The organism is Rhizobium sp. LARHSG275 (assembly GCF_052871115.1).
The window spans coordinates 181,557-203,349 of sequence record NZ_JBIXJN010000004.1 but is presented as its reverse complement, the minus strand read 5'-3'; the positions used below and the strand labels follow the sequence as shown (position 1 = coordinate 203,349).

The window sequence follows — 21,793 nt, the reverse complement described above, 5'->3', positions numbered from 1 at the left end:
ACATGCTCGATAGAAGCAACGAACTCACCGCCTGGGACCGCGATCACTTCTTCCATCCCTCGACCCATATGGGTGCGCATGCTCGTGGCGAGACACCGACCCGCGTCGTTGCCGGCGGCGAAGGCGTCTACATCACCGACACGACAGGACGCAAAAGCCTCGACGCCTTTGCCGGCCTTTATTGCGTGAATGTCGGCTACGGCCGCCAGAAGATCGCCGATGCGATCGCCGAACAGGCGAAGAACCTCGCCTATTACCACGCCTATGTCGGCCACGGCACGGAAGCCTCGATTACGCTTTCGAAGATGATCATCGACCGCGCGCCCGACGGCATGAGCCGCGTCTATTTCGGTCTCTCCGGCTCGGACGCCAACGAGACCAACATCAAGCTCATCTGGTACTACAACAACATCCTCGGCCGCCCGGAAAAGAAGAAGATCATCTCGCGCTGGCGCGGTTATCACGGCTCCGGCGTCATGACCGGCAGCCTCACCGGCCTGGCGCTTTTTCACAACGCTTTCGACCTGCCGCGCGCACCGGTGCTGCACACCGAAGCACCCTATTATTTCCGCCGCCCCGACCGGTCGATGAGCGAGGAGCAGTTCTCGCAATATTGCGCCGACAAGCTCGAGGAGATGATCATTACCGAAGGCCCGGAAACGGTCGCCGCCTTCATCGGCGAACCCATCCTCGGCACCGGCGGTATCGTGCCGCCGCCGAAAACCTACTGGCAAAAGATCCAGGCCGTGCTCGACAAATATGACATCCTGCTCGTCGCCGATGAAGTCGTCACCGGCTTCGGCCGTCTCGGCACCATGTTCGGCTCGGATCATTACGGCATGAAGCCGGACCTGATCACCATCGCCAAGGGCCTGACCTCGGCCTACGCTCCCCTTTCCGGCACAATCGTGTCGAACAAGATGTGGCAAGTCCTGGTTCAGGGTTCCGATCAGATGGGCGCGATCGGTCACGGCTGGACCTATTCCGCTCATCCGATCTGTGCTGCCGCAGGCATTGCCAATCTCGAGCTGATCGACGAACTCGGCATCGTCGAGAATGCGGGTGCGACCGGCGCCTATTTCCGCTCGGAACTGGAGAAAGCCATCGGCGGCCACCGCAACGTCGGCGAAGTCCGCGGCGACGGACTGATGGCGGCCGTCGAATTCGTCGAGGACAGGGACGACCGAAAATTCTTCGATGCCGGCCGCAAGATAGGCCCGCAGGTCGCCTCCGCCCTCCTCGAACGCGGCGTCATCGGCCGCGCCATGCCGCAGGGCGATATCCTCGGCTTCGCCCCGCCGCTCTGCCTGACCCGCGAAGAGGCCGATATCGTGGTCAAGGCCGCGGCGGATGCGATCGAAACCGTCTTCACGAACATCTGAGGAGAAGAACGGCATGACGATCCCGGAAAAGATGGCGGCCGTATTGCTCACCGGCCATGGCGGATTGGACAAGCTCGTCTATGACAGGGACGTGCCCGTCCCGAGACCCGCGGACGGCGAGGTTCTGATCCGCGTCACGGCCTGCGGCATGAACAATACCGACGTCTGGGTCCGCCAAGGCGCCTATGGCACCGAGGACGATCCGTCCGCCGTCTCCACATGGCGAAGGCAAGGCAACACGCTGACATTCCCGCGCATCCAGGGCACCGATACGGTCGGCCATATCGTCGGCGTCGGCGCCGGCGTTAATCCGGCACGCGTGGGCGAACGCGTCATGGTCGACTTCTCGATCTATAACCGCGACGACGATAGCCTCGCGGACATCGATTACATGGGCCATGGCCGCGACGGCGGTTATGCCGAATACATGGCACTGCCGGCCGAGAACGCCCATGTCGTCGCAACCGATCTGACCGACGTCGAACTCGCCACCTTCTGCTGTGCCTATCTGACCGGCGAGCGCATGCTGGAACGGGCAAGGCTTGTCGCCGGCGAACGCGTTCTGGTGACCGGCGCCTCGGGCGGCGTCGGCTCGGCGATCATCCAGCTCGCGCGCGCCCGCGGCGCCATCCCGATCGCGGTCGCCGGCCCCGGCAAGGAGGCGGCGATGCTCGATATCGGCGCCGAGGCGGTCGTGACCCGCGGCAAGGGCGATCTGGTCGAAGCCGTCCATTCCGCCAGCCGTGGGCAGCCGATCGATGTCGTCGCCGATCTCGTCGGCGGACCGCTGTTCAACGATCTTCTGAAAATCCTGCGCCCCGAAGGCCGCTACACGACGGCCGGCGCCATCGCCGGCCCGGTCGTCCAGCTCGATTTGCGAACCATGTACCTGAAGCAGCTGGAGCTGCACGGCTCGAGCCAGGGAAGCCGCACGGACTTTCGTCGGATCGTCGGCTATATCGAAAGCCGGAAAATCCGGCCTCTCGTCGGCGGCGTCTATCCGCTGTCGGAATTCCACCGCGCGCAGACCGACTTCATGGCGAAGAACTTCGTCGGCAAATTGGTCGTGGTTCCCGACCAACGATAAGACCCGATCGCTGATCACGCCGCAGGCGAACTTTATGAGCCTTGCGGCGTTTCACGGCCATGGAAAATCATTGCAATGACATCGAGCGTTCGCTGTTGCGGAAGATCCAAAGCTTCGTTCTATCCATGAAGGAGACCGAACTGTCGTTCGCGCCAAGCGGCCGCTGATGCCAACCGGTAGCACGACATACCTCACCCCTGCCGAACTCGCAAGAATTCGGCGTGCCGTCGGCCTAGCCCGCCTGATGGATACCGCGGTCAGATTGCCCGTCATCGGCGTGCGGATCGGCGCGGACTCGGTTCTCGGCCTCATCCCGGCGGTCGGCGACATTGCCGGATCCCTCATCGGTCTTTTCATCATCGATGAGGCAAGACGTCTCGGCATTCCCACCCACAAGCTCACCCGCATGGCTGTCAATCTCGGGATCGACGCCGCCGGCGGAACGGTTCCCCTCCTCGGCGATCTTTTCGACGTCTATTTCAAATCTCATCGCCGAAACGTCGGCATCATCCTCGACCACTTTGGGATCAACGAAGACGAGCTGAACCGGCGCATTTGACGAAGCTGATTGTTTCGCTCAGCGATCACAATCCTTTGCAGTTCTTCCTCATCAGGAACCTATGCGGGGTTTTGGCGTTCGCCCTGTTTCAATCACCAAGTGCGAGACCGGCCCGTTGGATCAGAGCTCTCCTCCCAAAAGCGATGAAATGAAACGCCTGCAGGATCAATCCGCGGAAGATGATGCACGGCAGAATGACGGTAAGGAGGAAGAGCGCCCTTCGCTGCTTCGCCGTCATCCATTCATGGTCCTCTCCGGCATCGCTGCCCTGTTGCTGCTGGCTGTCGCCGGCTATTTCATCTGGCTCGTCTATTTCCACCCCTACGAGACGACGGACGATGCCTTCGTCGATTCCCGCAGCTTCTCGGTTGCCGCAAAGGTTTCAGGTTATGTGTCGGACGTATCCGTGACGGATAATCAGCACGTGACGTCAGGCGATCCGATCCTGAGGATCGATCCTCGCGATTATCAGATTGCGCTCGACGCGGCGAAAGGCCAGGTTGGCGTCGCCGAGGCGGCCATTTCAAGCGCCGAGGCGCAGATCGCAGCCGGCGATGCCGCTATCGACGAAGCCAAGGCGCAGCAGAATTCGGCAGCAGCCGCACTTCAGTACGCGCAGGACGAGGCCGATCGGCAGCAGCAGCTGGTCAAATCGGGCGCCGGTTCCGAACAGGCTGCGCAGCAGGCGACCTCCACGCTCAGGCAAAGCCAGGCAAGCCTGGCGCAGGCGCAGGCAAGTGTCACCTCGGCGCTGAAGAACAAGACAGCCGCCGAAGCGCAGAAGGCGAGCGCGATTGCCAGCCTGCGTCAGGCCCAAGCCCAGGTCGAGGCCGCCGAACAGAACCTCGCCGACACGACCATCACCGCAGCGCAGCCCGGTCGCATCGTCCGCCTTTCCGGTTCCAGAGGGCAATATATCCAAGCCGGCCAGGCCGTGTCGATGTTCGTTCCCGACGAGATCTGGGTGACTGCCAATTTCAAGGAGACGCAATTGACGGATATGCGCCCCGGCCAGCCGGTCGAGCTGACGATCGACGCCTATCCGAACAGACTGCTGAAGGGCCACGTCGATTCGGTCCAGCCGGGATCGGGCACCGCCTTTTCGCTGCTTCCCGCCGAGAACGCGACCGGCAACTACGTCAAGGTCATCCAGCGCGTTCCCGTCAAGATCGCCGTCGACGACTGGCCTCAGGACGTGGCGATCGGACCTGGAATGTCGGTGGTTCCGACGGTAACGGTCCGCCCGAGGGATTGACGTGAGCGGCGCTGCGACCACCGCTGGCAGCCAGGCATCGCCGACACAAGCGGCAAACCCGTGGCTGATCGCTCTCGTCGTCTCGCTCGCCACCTTCATGGAGGTGCTCGACACGACAATCGCCAACGTTGCTCTTCGCTATATATCCGGCGGCCTCGCCGTAAGCGCCGACGAAGCCTCATGGGTCGTCACCACCTATCTCGTCTCGAATGCCATCATCCTCGTCGCCAGCAGCTTCATCGCGAAACGCTACGGCCGGCGGCGCTTCTATCTGCTTTGTCTTGCGACCTTCACCATTGCCTCGATCCTTTGCGGCATGGCCTGGAACCTGGAATCGCTGCTGATCTTCCGGATGATCCAGGGGTTTGCCGGCGGCGGCATGGTGCCGATCTCGCAATCGATCCTCGCCGATTCATTCCCACCCGAAAAGCGCGGGCAGGGATTTGCGCTGTTCGGCGTTGCCGTCGTGGTTGCGCCGGTGATCGGCCCGACGCTCGGCGGTTATCTCTCCGACAATTTCTCATGGCACTGGTGCTTCCTGATCAACGGCCCTGTCGGGCTCTTCGCCTTCGCGCTCGTCTATATGCTGGTGAAGGAGCCGGACTCGCTGAAGCGGGAGCGGGCGGAAATGCGCCGCACCGGTATTCGCATCGACATCGTCGGGTTCCTGCTCGTCGCCACCTTTCTCGGCGCCCTGGAAGTGGTGCTCGACCGGGGACAGATCGAGGATTGGCTCGATTCGAATTTCATCGTCGTCACGATTGCAATCTGCATCCTCGCCCTTGCGGCCGCCATTCCCTGGCTGATGACGAAATCGAATCCGATCATCGACATCCACCTGCTGGCAAGCCGGCAGTTCGGATCGTGCTTCATCGTCATGCTGGCAACGGGCGCGATCCTGATCGCAACGACACAATTCGTCCCTGAGGTTCTGCAGCAGAACTTCGGCTACACGGCCACCTGGGCCGGCCTCGCGCTATCGCCCGGCGGCCTCATGGCGATGGTCATGATGTTCGTGTCGGGCCGGCTCTCCGCCCGCATCCAGCCGAGATATCTGATCGCCATCGGTACGGCGATCATCGCGGCGGCCATGTGGGACATGACGAGGATCCATGCCGATCTCAACTTCGGCTTCTTCGTCTGGTCGCGCATCTTTCTCGGCCTCGGTCTGCCGCTGATCTTCATTCCGATCACCTCGGCATCCTATGACGGCCTGCGCCCCGACCAGACCGACCAGGCATCGGCGCTGATCAATGCCGCCCGCAACACCGGCGGCTCGATCGGCGTGTCGATCGCCTCGAACGTACTTGCCCATCGCGAGCAATGGCACCAGAGCCGGCTCGTCGAAAGCGTGGTGCCGCCCGATCCCGCCTACCAACAGACACTGCAAACCGCCACGCAGCATTTCATCGACAGGGGTTTGCCGATGGCGGACGCCCAAACGCAGGCAACTGCCTGGATCGCAGAACAGGTTCAAACGCAGGCGAGCTATCTTGCCTATATCGACGTCTTCCACACGCTCATGCTGATCTCGCTCTGCCTCATCCCCCTCGCCCTGATCCTGCGAAATATCGATCTGAAACAGGGAGGCGGCGGCTCGGGTCATGGTTGATAGCCAGATCGGAGCATCTGTTCCATTAGCCGACATGGGCACCCCGATTTTATTGATGATCGACCGCAGGGACCTTGTCGGTCAGAAACGCCAGAGCCGCTGCGCCGACGAGGCCCGAGTTCTGGTCCAATGCCGCCAGCACCACCCTGACATCCTTGAATGCCGGCATTGCCCATTGCCTGATGTAGGCTTGAATGCCGGGTTGTAGACGATCGAACTCGTGGGACAGCCCACCTCCCATCACGATGATATCGGGACTGAAGATATGGATCAGGCTGGTGAAACCGCGACCGAGAATTTCCGCTTCCTCGTCAATCAGTTGATTTGCGAGACGATCGCCATCTCTGGCGGCTGCAAAAACGCTGCGGCTGTCGATGGCGCCGCCGTCGCTGCCGATCGTCGTCCCGCTGGATTCCATCGCTCTCATTTGGGCGCGGCGCGCAAAAGCCGTTCCGGATCCGTAGGCCTCGAAACAGCCCCTGTTGCCGCAGGGACAAAGCTCTCCATTCGGCACGACCGACATGTGGCCGACATGGGCTGCCATGCCTTTGCGACCCCGCACGACGCGGCCATCCGAAACGACGCCACCGCCAATACCGGTGCTCACTGTGACATAGACCAGATTGTCGAGCCCTTTGCCGGCTCCGAACTGCCATTCGCCGATGGCAGCGGCAATCGCATCGTTCTCGAGGTTGACCGGAAACGGAAACCGTTTCTGCAACTCCGTCTTCAGCGGAAAATCGACAAAGCCGGAGAGGGTCGGGATATGCGAGGCGACACCGGCGACCGTATCGAGCGGGCCCGGAGCGGAGACGCCGACGCCCACCACAGAAGCGGGGTTCGATGCTGCAAGCAGTCCATCGGTCAGGCCGCAGATTTGGGCGAGCACGCGGTCGGGGCCCGCCAGCGCAGCGGTTGGCTCGGCTGCGCGCGCCAGGATCCTGCCCTGCTCGTCGACGAGGGCAGCGCGCACCTGCGTCCCACCAAGGTCGATTCCAATGGCAACCTGCTGCATGTGAAGACCATGAGTTAGAGTGCGCGCAGCCATGCCATCCGCTCGTCGAGCGACGGTGCTTTAAAGGCCAGGGAACCGAGGACCACCGTCTCCGCGCCCGACTGGCGCAGAAGCGGCACGGTATGCTCGCGAATACCGCCGTCTGCCGCCAGCACGATCCGATGCGCCGCACCGCAGCCGGCAATGATCTGCTTGGCCTGTTGCAGCCGCGCTCCGGCTTTTTCGTCGAGACCCTGGCCCTTCACGCCGATCGCCGTACCGAGCAGCGTCACAAAGCGCAGCCGGGAAACATATTTCTCGACGCGTTCGACAGGCGTCTCGACCTTCAGCACCATGCCGGCTGCGACACCGCGGCGATCGAGAAGATCGAGAGCCTGGTCGGCGACGCTGTCGTTTTCGACGTGAAGACTGATCAGATCGCTGCCCGCATCGGCGAACTGCTCGATTTGCGACAGGAGGATGCTGTCGGCGACCATCAGGTGAACGTGGATCGGGCGCGAGGACGCTTTGCGCACGCCGGCAACAAGATCAGGGAAAAACAACATGGCCGGCGCGAAATGGCCATCGGCGACATCGATGTGGAGCATGTCGACGTGAGGATCGACACGCGCCAGATCATCCGCCAGACGGACGAGATCGGCCGACCAGACCGAGAATTCGGCAATCAGGCGATCCTTCGGGAGATCGGCGATCCAGGTCTTGGAGGGGGTCGTCATTGCTTTCAGAGCTCCTTCAGAAAATTGCCCATGGCAAGCCGGAAGTTGGCGACGTATTGCCGGCGGCTCTCGGTCTTCGATGTGATCTGCACCAAACGCGCGCCGGCAATCCGCTCGGCAAGAGCACGCGCAAGGCTGAGAGGATGAATGCTGTCCCGATCATGGCCGATGATGAGCGTCGGCACGGTGAGATTGCGGACCTCCTCGTCGGTCACACCAGGACCGTCATTGGAAATCCTGGTGAGCAGTTCGGCGGTCACATCCAGAGGCGTGCGGGAGAAAAAACCAACAAGCGAGGCCAGATTGTCCGGCGCCTCGGCGGCGAGCCGCACACCCACCGGCCCGGCAAGGAATGCGGTCTTTGCCTCGCCCTGCGGCAGAGTTTTCAAAAGATGCCCGACTTCGGCGTTGGGTGACATATTCTCCGGCGCGGATGCCGTCAGCCAGGCCGGCCTTGCGATGATCAGAGCCTTGACAAGATCGGGCCGCTTGACCGCGAGACGCAAGGCGATCACAGCACCCATCGAGATGCCGCCGATCACGATCGGCGGCATAAGGTTCTTTTCCATATAGGCGGCGATATCATCGCAGAAGGTCGCGATCGACAACTGCTCCAGATTGCCGGCTTGGGAATGGCCGTGGCCGCGCGCTTCGATCGTTACCCGGCGAAAACCCGCGTCGAGCGGAAAGACTTCGTCGGTCTGCGCCGCGTCGCCGCATAGGCCGTGCTGGAAGATCATGGACGCGCCCTCGCCCGCCATATCGACATTGAGAATGGTCCCGTCGCTGGTTTCGAACGGTTGCGCTCGTCTCATCTTCCTGCCCCCGCAGAATTACCGTCGAGGCTATTCTTCAGGAAGGCCGCCGCATCGGCCGCCTCCGTGGCCGAAAGACCATGCGTGACGAGACTGCCTTCGAAACCAATCGCTTTGAGACGGCCGAGATAATGGCCATAGTCGAGCACGCCCTTGCCGGCGGTCGCGAAACTGCCGTCCGGATTGCGATCTTTCGCATGCGCCATGACGATCCGATCGGCCAGAATATCGATGGCGGAAGAGACAATGCTCCGCTGCTTATCCAGCGTCGCGACCTCGAAGAGATTGGCCGGATCGAGCACGATCTTAATGCGGGGGCTGTTCAGTGCCGCGATCAGCCGACGGGCTTTCTCAGCCGAGTTGACGACATTGGCAAGCTCGGGCTCGATGCCGAGATCCACATCGTAGCGCTCGGCGGTCTCGATGGCCGCGCCCATGGCCTTGAGGAGATCCCGCCAGGCCTCCGGCGTGTCGTTGTCGGCATGCGCCTTCCACTGATCGATGGGGTCGCGTGTGCCGGTGCAGAGCGTGATCAGCGCCGTCGACATGCCGGCGCAGCGTTCGGCCAGTGTCGCCAGTCTGCGAAGGCCGGCCTCGCGCATGGCGGGATCCGGATGGATCATGTTGAAGGTGCCGGAAACGGCAACGATTTCGACGCCGCTGCTACGCGCCGCTTCGCCGACTGCGCGGGCCTGGGCTTCCGTAATCGTCTCCGGCATCGGCGCGAGGCCCGAACAGGCCATATTGTATTGTGCGCAGGTGAACCCGGCTGCGGCGACCGCATTGAGAACTGTTGCGGGTTCCGTTCCCTTGAAGGTCTTTGCGAAGATACCGAGCTTCATCACACGCCACCCGTGACATCGGACAGCGCAACCGCCTTGCCGCTTTCGACGGAGCGCGCGACGGCGACCATAGCCCGGACGGATGCCAGGCCGTCATCGATGTCGGCGCCTTCCATCGCGGTGCCGTCCAGAATGGTGCGGGCGAAGCCTTCGACCTGACGGCGATAGAAATGGCCGTCGGCACCGAGAACGCGATGGGTGGCACCGTCCGCTTCCCGGAAAATGTCCACCTCGCTGGTCTTGTAGTACCACGGGTTATAGGTCTTGCCCAAAATGCTGCCGTTCTCGCCGTAGATCTGGAAGCCTTCGTGCCAGTCCATGCGCACCTGGACGGTAAGATCGAGATGGCCGAGCGTCCCGGAGGCAAATTCCACGTCCACGAACCAGCACCAGATGCCGGAGCGCTCGGACAGACGAGCGTTGACGGAGACGATGTCGCCGGCGAAATACCGTGCCGTGTCGATCAGATGGCAACCGTGGGCAAGCATGTAGTAGCGCCGCAGGTCGGCCTTCGGATTGGTGGAGGGTTTCTTCGCATTGGCGCTGGTGACGATCAGCGGCTGGACCGCATCGGTCATCGGATAGCGATGCGTGCTGTCGCAATACCATGCTTTCAGAGCAACCATCTCGCCCATTTCATCGCGGATGAAGGATTTGGCAGCCTGCAGCCCCGCGTCGAAACGCTTCATATGCCCGACCTGAAACACCTTTCCCGACGTGTCGACCGCCGCCTTCAGTTCAAGGCATTCCTCGATCGTCACACCGACGGGTTTTTCGCACAGGACATGTTTGCCCGCCTGAAGAGCGCGAATGGAGGCCGGGACATGAAAGGCATCGGCGGTCGCGATAATCACCGCATCGAGGTCGGGATCGGCCAGCATCTTGTCGTAGTCGCCATAGGTTCTGTCCGCCCCATGGGTGATTGCCATACGTTCGCGGAGATCTTCGGCTACGTCGCAAATCGCATAGAGATCGGCATTGACTGCTTTCGTGCAGCTCTCGAAGTGCGCGGCCTGGGCAATCTGGCCCGCTCCCAATACACCGATGCGGAGACGTCGTTCCTGTTTTGCTGGCATCGATAAGCCCTTTGGGTCGATATTGAAGATGAACGCTGGTTTTGGCGTCAGATGGAATGCTTTCAAACGTCGACGACGTCTGCTGGCGGAGGGCCACCAAGGGGTGCTGCTCCCTCCTCACTTCATAGCGCCATATGTGTTTGAGGATTGAAAAAGTGCAGTTTCGCCGGGTCGATGGCCAGATCGATCGATTGGCCCGTCTCGACCGCGCTGACCGCTTCGAAGCGCGCGACGGCATTGGCGGCCCCGCTCAGGTCTTCGACGGCATCGGGGTCGCCCGAGTCGATCCGGACCGCGTCGATTTTCAAATGCACGATCAGCTCGGACCCGAGCTCCTCGATCGACTTCACGACAACCGGAATCGTCGGATGGGAGGCGCCTGACGGCAACCGGCTGTCGTAGAGGTCCTCGGGCCTGACCCCAAAGATCACGTCCTTTCCCTCAAAGGCGGACAGGCCGGGAGCGCGCTCGGTGGCGCCGTCGGACAAGGGAATGGAGAAGCCCGGCAGATGGATCCGCCCGCCCGCCAGACGCCCTTCGAAAAGGTTCATCGACGGCGAGCCGATAAAGCCGGCGACAAACGCATTGACCGGCCGGTGATAGAGAGCCCTGGGCGTATCCACCTGCTGAAGCACGCCGCCCTTCAGCACCGCGACCCGGTCGCCCATGGTCAGCGCTTCGGTCTGGTCGTGCGTCACGTAGATCGTCGTCACGCCCAGCTGTCTCTGCAGGCTGGCGATCTCTGCCCGCATCTGAACCCGCAGCTTCGCATCGAGGTTCGAGAGCGGTTCGTCCATGAGGAATGCCGCGGGCTCGCGGACCATGGCGCGGCCCATCGCAACCCGCTGGCGCTGGCCGCCGGAGAGCTGCGCGGGCTTGTTGCCCAGCAAGGGCTCCAGCTGCAGGATCTTGGCGATCTCATGCACGCGCTTGGTGCGTTCGGCCTTGTTCTTTCCGGCCAGCTTCATCGAAAAGGCAATGTTGTCGAAGACGGTCATGTGCGGATAAAGCGCATAGCTTTGAAAGACCATGGCAATGTCCCGGTCCTTAGGCGCGAGATCCACGACGTCCTGACCGCCGATGCTCAACGTTCCGCTACTGATTTCCTCGAGCCCGGCAATCATGCGCAGAGCGGTCGATTTTCCGCATCCGGACGGCCCGACCAGAATCAGAAACTCGCCATCATGGATCGTCAGGCTCAGATCCTTGATCGCATGGTAGCTGTTTCCATAGGTCTTGCAGATTTTGTCGAGTACAACCACAGCCACGTCTCGTCCTCCCGTACCGGTCAGGATCGCACCTTCAGACAGCGCTCCCTGCCATCTCCAATCGTTTCGACAAGAAGGCTCAGGACTGAGCTTCAAAGTCAACAAAAGAATCGAGGAAAACTCGCTGTAATCGGTCAGACGATCTGCATATCTCTTTGAAAGAAAGAGGTATTTTACAAAAAATTAAAAATTATTTGCGGAACTATATTTTTTATCGCGCGTAACTTTTATGATTGGCGCATCGGGAGCGTCGTGGGCGCATTCTCCGCCGCCATCCATGCCAGGCACGTCCGGTGATCCGGCAGACCTCTGCGCCCTCCCCGTGCGGTCACGGAAATGGCGGCCGCCGCCGTGGCATAGGCAGTGCAATCAAGCGGGCTTTTACCCCTAGCGAGGGCAAGGGCGTAGGCACCGTGAAAACAATCCCCGGCGCCGGTCGTGTCGACCGCCTGAACCTGATAGGCCGGTACATGCCAGCGGGTGGCATCGCTTTTCTGGCGGAGGTAGGTCCCTCGTTCGCCGTCAGTCAGGACAACCGCGGACCGATCCTCGGACCAGAGCTTGTCCAGGATCATCATTGGATCACCCTCGCCGGTGTACTCCCGCCCGAAGGCAAGCGGCAGCACCAGGTGGTCGGCGAAAGCCAGGATCCGGTCGGTCGCGGCACCGACCGTCCATTCGATATCGGCAATCACGGCCAAGCCCAGGGCGCGTGCGCGCGCCACGACACTTTCCGAGTGCGTGGCATAACCATCGATCAGCAGTACCGGGGCCTGCATCAAAGCCTCGTCAGGCAGCGAATCCGCCGTGCCGTGCAGCACATCGTCGTCATAAGCGATGAACCGGTCGCCGTCGGGACCAACCGTGATCACGGAGCGGATCGGCGCGGCATCAGCGTGGCGGGGAGCCAGCGATATGTCGACGCCGTCGCGCTCGAGTTCGCTGCCCGCCACATCCGCCGCCCGCTCATCGCCGAGCCAGCCGATGAAGCCGGCGCGCCCGCCGAGCCGGGCGACGGCAACCAGGGCCGTCGCCACGTTGCCGCCATGGTCCGTGGCACGCTTCGTCACTTTCCCCTTGCCGGCCGTCAGCCCCCGATCGACATAAATGATGTCATCGATTGCCAGGGCGCCGAAGCCCAGAACCTGGAAAGGGCGCGACACGTCTCAAGCACCGGCCGCCGCCAGCGCATCCTCTGGCGCCATGCCCTTATGAATGACCAGCTTGAAGGCGCGAGCGGCCATCGTCGTATCGCCGTGACCCCAAAGGTTGCGACCGACGACCGCGCCTTTGGCCCCGGCGCGCAATGCCTCCGACGTCTGGACGAGCGCTCCGAGCAGCGTATCGGTCTTCGGGCCGCCGGCGATCACGACCGGAATCGGGCAGGTCGCAACGGTCTCGCGGAAGGACTCGAAATCGCCGGTGTAGCCGACCTTGATCACGTCGACGCCGGCCTCGAAGCCGATGCGCACCGCATAAGCAATCTCATTCGGGGTGAACACGATCTTGCCGCCGTCGGAGAAATCGCGGGGATAGACATGGGCGACGACCGGCATCTCGAAGCGGGCGGCGGCGTTGACCGTATCGGTGAGCCAGCGGATATACTCTCCTTCGGTGGCGCCGCGCACGGGAATGGCGACAGCCAGTGCGTCCGCACCATAGCGCACCGCGTCTTCCGGGGTCGCAATGAGCTGGCGAATACGGTCGTCGGCGGTGAAGCAACCACCCTGAATGACGAGCGCTGCCTTTCCGGCATATTCCGACCAGAGGTGGCGCGCCGCGCCGGGCTGGATACTGATATAGTCGGGGCCTCCCGCCATGACGCGTCTCAGCGCACCCGGCAGGTCGGCAAGCCCGCCCTCACGCACATTGCCATAACCGACAAAATGATCGACGGCGCCTCCGAACAGATGACCCGATGGGTTCGAGAACAGGCGTGCAAGGCGGACTTTGGTTCCGAGACCCATAGCGATACTTCCTTTGTGATTGCCGGCTTTGTGATTGCAGGCTTGCGATTGCCGGCACCGATGCTGGAAAAACCCTAACTCGAAAACAAACAAACATTCAATATTTCGATTTCTTTCGTTTTTACGTGAACGATGAATTTTTGACGTGCATTTTCGTCATGGAACGATTATTTCTGCAGCAGAAGCCGTAGGATGGGACAGCGAGCTTTCGTTTTTCAAAAGTCGCAGTGTCGCAAATAACAGCAGTCGGGATCACATATGCTTGCAGAACAGAGGCGGCAGCAGATCATGCTGGAACTTCAACGGGTCGGTCAGGCACGCACCCGCCAGCTCGCGGAATTTTTCGAGGTCTCGGAAGTGACGATCCGCTCCGATCTTGAAATCATGGACGCTAAGAAGCAGCTGATCAAAACGCATGGCGGTGCAATCGCCCTGCCATCCGACTCGCCGGCAGCGGCCTTCGAGGAACGCATGCAACGCAATTTCGATGCGAAGCGACGCATCGCCCAGATGGCTGCGCGGCAGATCATCGACAATCAGTCGATCGTCTTCGACAGCGGTTCGACGCTGCTGCAGGTTGCCATGCAGATGCCACCGGTCAACAACGTCGTGGTTGCGACAACGGCAATGAACATCGCCCAGCATCTGATGTACCGGCCAGGGCTCGACGTGCACATGATCGGCGGCCGCGTGTTTCCCAGCACCGTGAGCACGATCGTACAGGACTCCGACAAAGCGGTCGGCGGCCTCGTCGCCCACCAGGCTTTTGTCGGCGCCCACGCAATCGATCAGGCCTTCGATGTCGTCGATGTCTCCGAGGACGTGGCGCGGACCAAGCGTAACCTGGTTCGCATGGCCCGGCGTGTCGTCCTCGTGGCGGATTCGAGCAAATTCGACATCGGCGCTTCGTCCAAAGCCTTCTCGCTATCGCGCGTCGATCTGATCATCACGGACAGCAACATGCCGCACAGCATTCGCCATAGGCTGGACAAGCTGGGCGTGGAGGTTCGCTACGCGTGACCTGCAGTCCACTTCTCCAATTTACAAGAGAGACAGGGGAGGCTTTGGCGTCGACGGATGGCTTTGGCCGACGCCACGGACTACGAGATGGGCTAAAACCCCAGACGTCGAAGCGTCTCGCGGTTCGCGCGAACGGCGGCGGCAGGATCGGATCCGGCATGGTCCGATTCTTCTTCCACCACGATCCAGCCGATAAAGTTCGGCGCATCCCGAACGGCCGAAATCACGGTAGGCACGTCGCAGACGCCTTCGCCGAGCATCGCCCAGGTCCCGTCGGCGTCCACATCCTTCAGATGCACGTAGCGGATCCGGTCCCGGTGGGCCGCCAGCGTATCGCCGATCTGCTGGCCGCCTCGCAGGATATGGCCGGTATCCGGCACCCAACCCACCCGCGGGTCCAAGAGAGCAAACAGGCGATCATACTCGTTCCGGGTAAAGAGCAGCGTGTTGTGGTGCGAGGAAGGATGAACAGCAACGGCAACGCCGGCCGACTGTCCGATCTCGGTCGCACGATTGTAGCACTCGGCCGCAATGGCGAATTTCTCATCCCGCGGGCCGTCCGAGACGACCGTCGCCGATCCCATCGAGATCATCGCGCCGGGAAAGTTCGCCGCGAAATCGACCCATCGCCGCGCCGTGTCGAGATCGGAGGCAATCTTTTCCGCCATCGTGAAGCCGCTGGCGGAGCCGAAAGCAAAGGAAACCAGCGCCAAACCGGCGTCCGTCAGGGTGCGGGCAAAGTCGGCAGGCTTGAGCGCGTAGTGACCGATCATCGTGTCGGTGATTTCGATACCGGCATATCCGCCGTCGGCAATGGCGCGCACCAGATCGTCCGGACCGCCGCCCCAACCGGTACCCAGCATCTCCCAGGTGAATGTCTGGCAGCCGATCTGCAGCTCAGCATTTTTCATATCTTAATCCTGACCTGTCCATTGATGCAGCCGATACCGAAGCCGGCGACTTCCCCGCGGGTGCAATCCTCGGAGGCTTCGCCGGCCTTGCCAAACCTCCTCCGCCTGGAGAGGCGGCCGAAGACCGGAACGGCGGGCTCTTCAGCGGGGATTGCGACGCCAGCGTCTTGCCATTACGTACGGTCAAATGTTACCGTACGTCAATATATTTTATTCCTTGCGATTAAGATGTAACGCACCTCTCAGCCCTTCGCACCCGCATCGGCAAAATCAGGTTCTTAGATGGCACAGACCAATGGTATGAAACTCAGGATCGGCGTTGTAGGATGCGGCAATATTTCGCTCGCCTATATGCGCAACGCGCCGCTGTTTCGCGGCGTCGAAATCATCGCCTGTGCAGATCTGAACGCAGACGCCGCCAAGCGCCGCGCGGCGGAGTTCGATCTGCGGGCGGCTGACGTCGATAGCCTCATTGACGATAAGAGCATCGACCTCATCCTCAATCTGACGATCCCGGCTGCGCATTTTGACGTTTCGATGCGGGCGCTGTCGGCAGGCAAGCATGTCTTCACGGAGAAGCCGCTCGGTGTCACGGCCGCAGAAGGACGCCGGCTGGTGGATGCCGCCGCCGTAAGGGGCCTCATGCTCGGCTCGGCGCCAGACACGTTCCTGGGCGCAGCCGGACGCCACGCCCGGCGGCAGATGGAGGCCGGCGCCATCGGCAAGCCGGTGACCGGGACAGCCTTCATGATGGGGCGCGGCATGGAGCACTGGCATCCGGACCCCAGCTTCTACTATCAGGCCGGCGCAGGCCCGGTCATGGATATGGGACCGTACTATTTGACGATGATGGTCAATCTGATGGGCCCGATCCGCCGTGTGCAGGCCGTCGCCACAAGCGGGCAGGAAGAGCGGCTCATCACCGCCGAGGGGCCGAAACAGGGCGCCACATTCAAAGTCGGTACGCCGACCAGCGTGCTGTCACTGCTGGAATTCGATTGCGGTGCCACGGTCACCTTCGGCACCTCCTGGGACGTCTTCCGCCACTCCAACCATCCCATCGAGCTCCACGGAACCGAAGGCTCGCTACGCCTGCCCGACCCCGACAATTTCGGCGGCTCCGTCGCGCTCTCCAGCCGCGGCGCGCCCTGGCAGGAAACGGATACATCCGGCGAACTTTTCGGCGCCGTCAATTGGCCGATCGCAGCACCGGATCGGGCCAACTACCGCATGCTTGGTCTTGCCGATCTCGCGCGCGCAATCATCGAAGGCCGTGCGCCACGCGCTTCGGGCGATCTCGCACTGCACGTGCTCGAAGTCATGGAAGCGATCCTGCGTGCAGGTGAAACCGGTACGGCGCAGACCATTCCGGGTATCGTCGCGCAGCCAAAAGAATTGCGGGAAGACGAAGCGAGGAGTTTGCTGGCATGATCCAATTGGACGAATCCGCCAAACGCGCCCTTGCATGGCCTGGCGATCCGCAAACGCCGGTCGAAAGCTGCACCCCGGCGCTGGCGCGGCAGCAGTATCTCGATAGTTTCGCAGACATCCAGCGGCCGCTTGAAGACGTAGCCGAGATCCTGGAAAGGCATGCAGGCGCAATCAGGTTGAAGATATGGCGCGGCCGCGCTGCGCCGCGCCGGGGCGCACCGGCCTTGCTTTATCTCCATGGCGGCGGCTTTGTGATCGGCGCGCCCGAAACCCATGGGGATATCTGCCGGACGCTGGCCAATATGGCGGGCGCAGTCGTCGTTTCACCCGACTATCGCCTCGCCCCCGAACATCCCTTTCCGGCAGCGATCGACGACTGCGCCGCCGCACTCGTCTGGATGACGGAACAGGCGGATGCGCTCGGCATCGATCCCTTGCGGATTATCGTTGCCGGCGATAGCGCCGGCGGCAATTTGGCCGCCGTCGTCGCCCTGCTGGCGCGGGACGGACAGGTGCCTGATATCATCGGACAGGTGTTGATCTATCCAGTGACCGACCAGTTGCAGACAAGCGACAGCTACTCACGTTACGAAGAGGGTTTCGGCTTGACGGCCGCAGCGATGAAATGGTTCCGAGACCACTACCTGCCGGACGCCGAAAGCCGGTCGGATTGGCGCGCCTCGCCGCTGAGCGTGGCGTCGCTGACGGGCGTGGCGCCGGCACTGGTGATCCTTGCCGGATATGACGTGCTGTTCGACGAAGGGGCCGCTTATGCCGAGCGGCTCAGCTCGGAAGCGCAGGCCACAAGCTGCACCTGGCCCGGACAGATTCATGGATTCGTGTCGAAGCGCGGGGCCATTCCGGAGGGGCAGGAGGCTCTAGAAGCCATTGCAATGGCATGGCGCACCATGGACCCTGCGCTTGCCCGTTGAAACGGGAACCCGCCCAGTCTCAAGCCGAATCGCGCATAACAAGCGTTGCCTCGAGGATCACCCTGTTCGTCACCGGGGTCGTTCCATCATCCTCGCTTTCGATGTGTGCCAACAAAAGCTCCACGGATTTCGCGGCGATCTCGGGTGCGTTCTGGGCCATGGTCGTCAGTGACGGACAGGTATATCGGCTAAGCGGGTGATCGTCGTGTCCGGCGATGCGCACGTCGCACGTGTCGCTACGGCCGATTTTCAGTCCCGACGCAAAGGCGGCTGCCATCGCGCCGAAAGCGAAGCGGTCGTTGGCACATAGGAGCGTTTTGCCCGGAAGACCGCCAGTGCCAAGAATTCTCTGCATCTGCTCGTATCCGAGACGCTCGAATTCCCAGGAAGGTGGCGCGTCGCAATCTATGACCAGCGGGGAATGCCCTTCCCTCAGCATGGTCGCGCGGTAGCTCTCCTGCCGCTCGCCGGCATTTTCGGTCATATGCGGAATTTCCAGGAAGATCGGCGGCTCACCGGACCGGCAGAGATATTGCACAATGGCTGCCATGCTTTGCGCGTTATCGTTGCCGACATAGGGAAGGTCGGCGTCGGCAGGATTGTCGAAGCAGACGACGGGTATGGCATCCCTCAGCCTTTCCAGCGCGGAACGGCGCGAACCGGCTCCGAGCGGCGCCACGATCGCACCCGCGACCTTCAGCGAGAGTAAGGTCCGCACGGCCTCCGCCTCCAGCTCCGGCCGCGTGTGCGAAGAGATTTGGACGGGCCAGAATCCTCTTTCACGCAACTCCAGCTCAATCAGCGACACCACCTGCACATAAAAGGGATCCGACATGGTCGGGACCAGAATCCCGATATTCCTGGTCCGCTTGCGATTGAGATGCCGCGCGAAAAGGTTCGGCTCGAAATGCGACTTCTTGAGAGCCGCCTCGATCCGCTTGCGGGTCACCTCCTTGATCTGCGAGGGGTCATCGAAATATTTCGACAAGGTCGGACGCGAGACGCCGGCGGCGGTCGCGAAGTCGTCCATCGATTTATAGTTTTTCTTGGCCATTCAATTCCTTACTGGCGGGACGACGACAACCGATCGGCAATGATTCACGCAACGGCCGATCCTCTGGCGCGCCAAATCACGCATTCGGCAATTTGTACAGGTGATCTTCGGATCCTGAAGCGTCGAAAATCACCGCGTAAGCCGGCGTGATCCGTCGTTTTTGGTGCAGGCTCCGCCCTCCCTTTCGAAAATCGAAATATTCCCTTCACTGCGAATTGCACCGTCTGCGCTGCGTGGTTGCAAAAGGTGCTTGTTTCAGCACCCCAAATTCCCAAATTTGCAGTGAAGACGCCAGGTTCCACGCTTTTCATTCTGTTGGGTAAACTTTCATTTGTTTACGAAAGTAAAGAAAAAATGCATCACAAGCAACACAAATGCTGTAGAAAATTACTGCCGATGTCAATCAATTTTATTGTTTTCCATCAACGATTTAACTCAACACGCGCCGTGCATGCCGGCCTCCCATCTTTTCCCGATCGCAGTTCTTCATTGACAGCTAGGGGCTCCAGGGAACCTACTTTGCCTACGATCTTGAGGAGGATCGATTAACGGGACAATCTTTGGGAGGCACAGATGAATATCAGGAAATTCGGCGTGACCATGCGGGCGGCCGTAGCGGTATGGGCGCTCTGCGCCACATCCGCGTTTGCCGACACCACCATCGAGTTCATTCAATGGTGGGAACCCGAAATGCCGTCCGGCGCCCTGCGCGGCATTATGAACAATTTCGAGGCCAAAAATCCCGGCATTAAGGTGACGCTGGTTAGCGGTCCCTATGCCACGACGCGTGACCAGATCGTCGTCGGCGCAGCCTCCGGAACGCTGAGCGACGTGGTAGGGCTGGATGGTGCCTGGGTAAACGGGCTCTCCAAGCAGGGCGCGATCGCCTCGATGGACGAACTGATGGAGAAGGCGAAATACGACAAGAGCCAGATCACCGATATCGTCAAGGTCGATGGCAAGAGCGTGATGTTCCCGCTGGCATCCTTCGTCTACCCGGTCTTCGTCAATCTGGATATCTCCAAGGCCGCCGGCGTCGACAAGCTGCCGACCACGCGCACGGAATTCGCCGAAGCCGCAAAGAAGATGACCGACGCCTCGAAGAACCAGTACGGCTGGGTTCTGCCGCTGTCGCTGCAGTCTCCGAGCGGTATCCAGAACGACGTGATGTCCTGGGTCTGGGCCTCCGGCGCCTCGATGATGAAGGACGGCAAGCCTGACCTCGAAAATGCCGCCGTCGTCGGCACGCTCGACTATATCGCCTCCCTCAACAAGGAAGGCGTTATTTCTCCCGGCATCTTCGCCAAGAAGGAACAGGACAAGGTCGAGGAATTCGTCAACGGCCGCGTCGGCATGATGGTGGATTCCCTCGCCCATGTGAACCTCATCCGCGAGCGCAATCCGAAGCTCAATTTCGGCATCTCCGCCTTGCCGGCCACTGACGGCTACACAGGCAAGCGCGGCATGCCCTATGCGTCCTGGGGCATCGGCATCAGCGAGGGCAGCCAGCACAAGGAAGAGGCCTGGAAGCTCGTCGAATACCTGATGAGCCCTGACGTCAACGGCCGTCTGGTCTCGATTGCCAACGCCTTCCCCGGCAACGTCCATGCCAAGCCGGACTTCGTGGCCTCGGACCCGATCTTCGCGGAAGCCTTCAAAATCTTCCAGAGCGGTTATCCGGCGAACGAATTCGTCGGCCTTCCGGTTGCCGAAGAGCTGATGCGCGACATGAATGTCGAAGTTCAGAAGATGTTCGACGGCGGGCAGTCAGCCAAGGAGGCAGCCGCCAACACCGAGAAGGCTTGGCTGGCGAAGTTCTAAGCACGTCGCTTTCACGGATCACCGGCAGCGCAAACAGGCGCTGCCGGTGCAAGTCGTCAAATTTCGGCAGAATAGAAAGTCACAGCTCATGAACCATTCGGCTACGGCTCTGGTCGTTGCGCAATCCAAAGCGCGGAGAAAAGGATGGCTTCGTTACAGCACCTTGAGGAAGCTGGTGCCGTATTTCTACGTTTCGCCGGCGAGCCTGCTGCTTGTGCTGCTGATGCTGTTCCCCATGGTGATGGTCTTCAGATATTCGCTGATGGATGGCGCCATCATGAAAAAGGACGCTGCCTTCGCGGGCGTCCAGAATTATATGACCATCTTCGAAAATCCGGTCTTCTGGCAATCGTTGGTACAGACGCTTTACTTCACGATCATGAGCGTCGTCTTCCACTTCATCATCGGCTTGGCCTTTGCGCTGCTGTTGAACACCAACCGCGTCGATCCGCTTATTCGCAGCATCCTGCGTGTACTCTTCATCCTGCCCTGGCTGTTCACCGCCGTCATTATCGCCATCATCTGGCGCCTGCTGCTCGACCCGAACGGCGTCATAAACAGCGTGCTGATGGCGCTCCATATCATCAACTTCAAGGTCGAGTGGTTTTCGTCGACACGCACCGCCATCCACGCTTTGACCTTCGCAAACATCTGGGCAGGCTATCCGCTCTACATGGTCAGCCTGCTCGCCGGCCTCCAGGGCATTTCGAAGGAGCTTTACGAGGCAGCCGGTATCGACGGCGCGAACGAAGTGCAAAAGTTCTGGTACATCACCATTCCGCAGCTGATGCCGATCATCATCAGCATCGCGCTCCTCGATTTCATCTGGACGATGCAGGTTTTTCCGCTGGTGTGGATGACGACGGGCGGCGGCCCGATCTATTCGACGGAAGTGCTCTCCACCTTCACCTATAAACTCGCCTTCTCCCAGTACGAATTCTCACTGGCTTCGGCGAGTGCGATGATCATCCTGATCATCTCGATGAGCGTTACCTATTTCTATATCAAACACCAGCAGCGCAGGTAACCG

The 21,793-nt window shown here is 61.1% G+C and carries 20 protein-coding genes; 10 read left to right on the top strand and 10 right to left on the bottom strand.

Going from position 1 to position 21,793, the window contains the following annotated elements:
- Positions 1-2 precede the first annotated feature (2 nt).
- The 5 genes from ACIPSK_RS06520 (at position 3) to ACIPSK_RS06500 (ending at position 5,895) form a co-directional block, all read left to right on the top strand.
- The gene (locus tag ACIPSK_RS06520; RefSeq protein WP_017967340.1) at positions 3-1,382 is read left to right on the top strand and encodes an aspartate aminotransferase family protein; all 1,380 of its coding nucleotides are present in this window, start codon (positions 3-5) and stop codon (positions 1,380-1,382) included.
- Between the two features lie 13 nt (positions 1,383-1,395).
- On the top strand, positions 1,396-2,469 hold the full coding sequence (locus ACIPSK_RS06515; RefSeq protein WP_017967341.1) for an alcohol dehydrogenase family protein: 1,074 nt from the start codon (positions 1,396-1,398) through the stop codon (positions 2,467-2,469).
- Positions 2,470-2,635: 166 nt separating this feature from the next.
- Positions 2,636-3,028, top strand: a complete 393-nt coding sequence (locus ACIPSK_RS06510) for a DUF4112 domain-containing protein (protein WP_017967343.1) — start codon at positions 2,636-2,638, stop codon at positions 3,026-3,028.
- 148 nt (positions 3,029-3,176) lie between these two features.
- Complete coding sequence (locus ACIPSK_RS06505; protein ID WP_245268428.1) at positions 3,177-4,283, top strand: HlyD family secretion protein; 1,107 nt, start codon at positions 3,177-3,179, stop codon at positions 4,281-4,283.
- A 1-nt stretch (position 4,284) separates the two neighbouring features.
- A complete protein-coding gene (locus tag ACIPSK_RS06500; RefSeq protein WP_017967346.1) occupies positions 4,285-5,895 on the top strand; it encodes a DHA2 family efflux MFS transporter permease subunit in 1,611 nt (536 codons plus the stop codon).
- A 49-nt stretch (positions 5,896-5,944) separates the two neighbouring features.
- Here ACIPSK_RS06500 and ACIPSK_RS06495 read toward each other — a convergent pair whose 3' ends face one another.
- The 8 genes from ACIPSK_RS06495 to ACIPSK_RS06460 form a co-directional block, all read right to left on the bottom strand.
- Positions 5,945-6,910, bottom strand: a complete 966-nt coding sequence (locus ACIPSK_RS06495) for an ROK family protein (protein WP_017967347.1) — start codon at positions 6,908-6,910, stop codon at positions 5,945-5,947.
- 14 nt (positions 6,911-6,924) lie between these two features.
- Positions 6,925-7,626, bottom strand: coding sequence for a ribulose-phosphate 3-epimerase (locus ACIPSK_RS06490; RefSeq protein WP_017967348.1), 702 nt, complete (start codon positions 7,624-7,626; stop codon positions 6,925-6,927).
- 5 nt (positions 7,627-7,631) lie between these two features.
- Positions 7,632-8,441: an alpha/beta fold hydrolase gene (locus tag ACIPSK_RS06485; RefSeq protein ID WP_017967349.1), complete on the bottom strand. Its 810-nt coding sequence runs from the start codon at positions 8,439-8,441 to the stop codon at positions 7,632-7,634.
- Positions 8,438-9,283 (bottom strand): sugar phosphate isomerase/epimerase family protein, encoded by an 846-nt coding sequence (locus ACIPSK_RS06480; protein WP_017967350.1) that lies wholly within the window; start codon positions 9,281-9,283, stop codon positions 8,438-8,440. Before ACIPSK_RS06480 ends, ACIPSK_RS06485 begins: the two co-directional genes overlap by 4 nt.
- On the bottom strand, positions 9,283-10,359 hold the full coding sequence (locus tag ACIPSK_RS06475; RefSeq protein ID WP_026154480.1) for a Gfo/Idh/MocA family protein: 1,077 nt from the start codon (positions 10,357-10,359) through the stop codon (positions 9,283-9,285). Before ACIPSK_RS06475 ends, ACIPSK_RS06480 begins: the two co-directional genes overlap by 1 nt.
- Before the next feature lie 122 nt (positions 10,360-10,481).
- The gene (locus ACIPSK_RS06470) at positions 10,482-11,627 is read right to left on the bottom strand and encodes an ABC transporter ATP-binding protein (RefSeq protein ID WP_017967352.1); all 1,146 of its coding nucleotides are present in this window, start codon (positions 11,625-11,627) and stop codon (positions 10,482-10,484) included.
- A 227-nt stretch (positions 11,628-11,854) separates the two neighbouring features.
- Complete coding sequence (locus ACIPSK_RS06465; RefSeq protein WP_017967353.1) at positions 11,855-12,790, bottom strand: PfkB family carbohydrate kinase; 936 nt, start codon at positions 12,788-12,790, stop codon at positions 11,855-11,857.
- Positions 12,791-12,793: 3 nt separating this feature from the next.
- Complete coding sequence (locus ACIPSK_RS06460) at positions 12,794-13,594, bottom strand: class I fructose-bisphosphate aldolase (protein WP_017967354.1); 801 nt, start codon at positions 13,592-13,594, stop codon at positions 12,794-12,796.
- Between the two features lie 258 nt (positions 13,595-13,852).
- On the opposite strand from ACIPSK_RS06460, the gene ACIPSK_RS06455 reads away from it, so the two are divergent.
- Complete coding sequence (locus ACIPSK_RS06455) at positions 13,853-14,614, top strand: DeoR/GlpR family DNA-binding transcription regulator (protein ID WP_003550157.1); 762 nt, start codon at positions 13,853-13,855, stop codon at positions 14,612-14,614.
- Positions 14,615-14,706: 92 nt separating this feature from the next.
- Here ACIPSK_RS06455 and ACIPSK_RS06450 read toward each other — a convergent pair whose 3' ends face one another.
- Positions 14,707-15,525, bottom strand: coding sequence for a sugar phosphate isomerase/epimerase family protein (locus ACIPSK_RS06450; protein WP_017967355.1), 819 nt, complete (start codon positions 15,523-15,525; stop codon positions 14,707-14,709).
- Positions 15,526-15,807: 282 nt separating this feature from the next.
- Between ACIPSK_RS06450 and ACIPSK_RS06445 the strand changes: the two genes are divergently transcribed.
- Together ACIPSK_RS06445 and ACIPSK_RS06440 are read left to right on the top strand one after the other, a co-directional pair.
- Positions 15,808-16,956 carry a Gfo/Idh/MocA family protein gene (locus ACIPSK_RS06445; protein WP_446532701.1) on the top strand — a complete coding sequence of 383 codons (1,149 nt, stop codon included), beginning with the start codon at positions 15,808-15,810 and terminating at the stop codon, positions 16,954-16,956.
- Positions 16,953-17,888: an alpha/beta hydrolase gene (locus ACIPSK_RS06440; RefSeq protein WP_446532700.1), complete on the top strand. Its 936-nt coding sequence runs from the start codon at positions 16,953-16,955 to the stop codon at positions 17,886-17,888. The genes ACIPSK_RS06445 and ACIPSK_RS06440 overlap by 4 nt, the downstream gene beginning before the upstream one ends.
- A 19-nt stretch (positions 17,889-17,907) precedes the next feature.
- On the opposite strand, the gene ACIPSK_RS06435 is transcribed toward ACIPSK_RS06440, so the two are convergent.
- Positions 17,908-18,942, bottom strand: coding sequence for a LacI family DNA-binding transcriptional regulator (locus ACIPSK_RS06435; protein WP_446532699.1), 1,035 nt, complete (start codon positions 18,940-18,942; stop codon positions 17,908-17,910).
- A gap of 573 nt (positions 18,943-19,515) precedes the next feature.
- On the opposite strand from ACIPSK_RS06435, the gene ACIPSK_RS06430 reads away from it, so the two are divergent.
- Together ACIPSK_RS06430 and ACIPSK_RS06425 are read left to right on the top strand one after the other, a co-directional pair.
- On the top strand, positions 19,516-20,763 hold the full coding sequence (locus tag ACIPSK_RS06430) for an ABC transporter substrate-binding protein (protein WP_446532698.1): 1,248 nt from the start codon (positions 19,516-19,518) through the stop codon (positions 20,761-20,763).
- A gap of 88 nt (positions 20,764-20,851) precedes the next feature.
- Complete coding sequence (locus ACIPSK_RS06425) at positions 20,852-21,790, top strand: carbohydrate ABC transporter permease (RefSeq protein ID WP_017967360.1); 939 nt, start codon at positions 20,852-20,854, stop codon at positions 21,788-21,790.
- Positions 21,791-21,793: the final 3 nt, after the last annotated feature.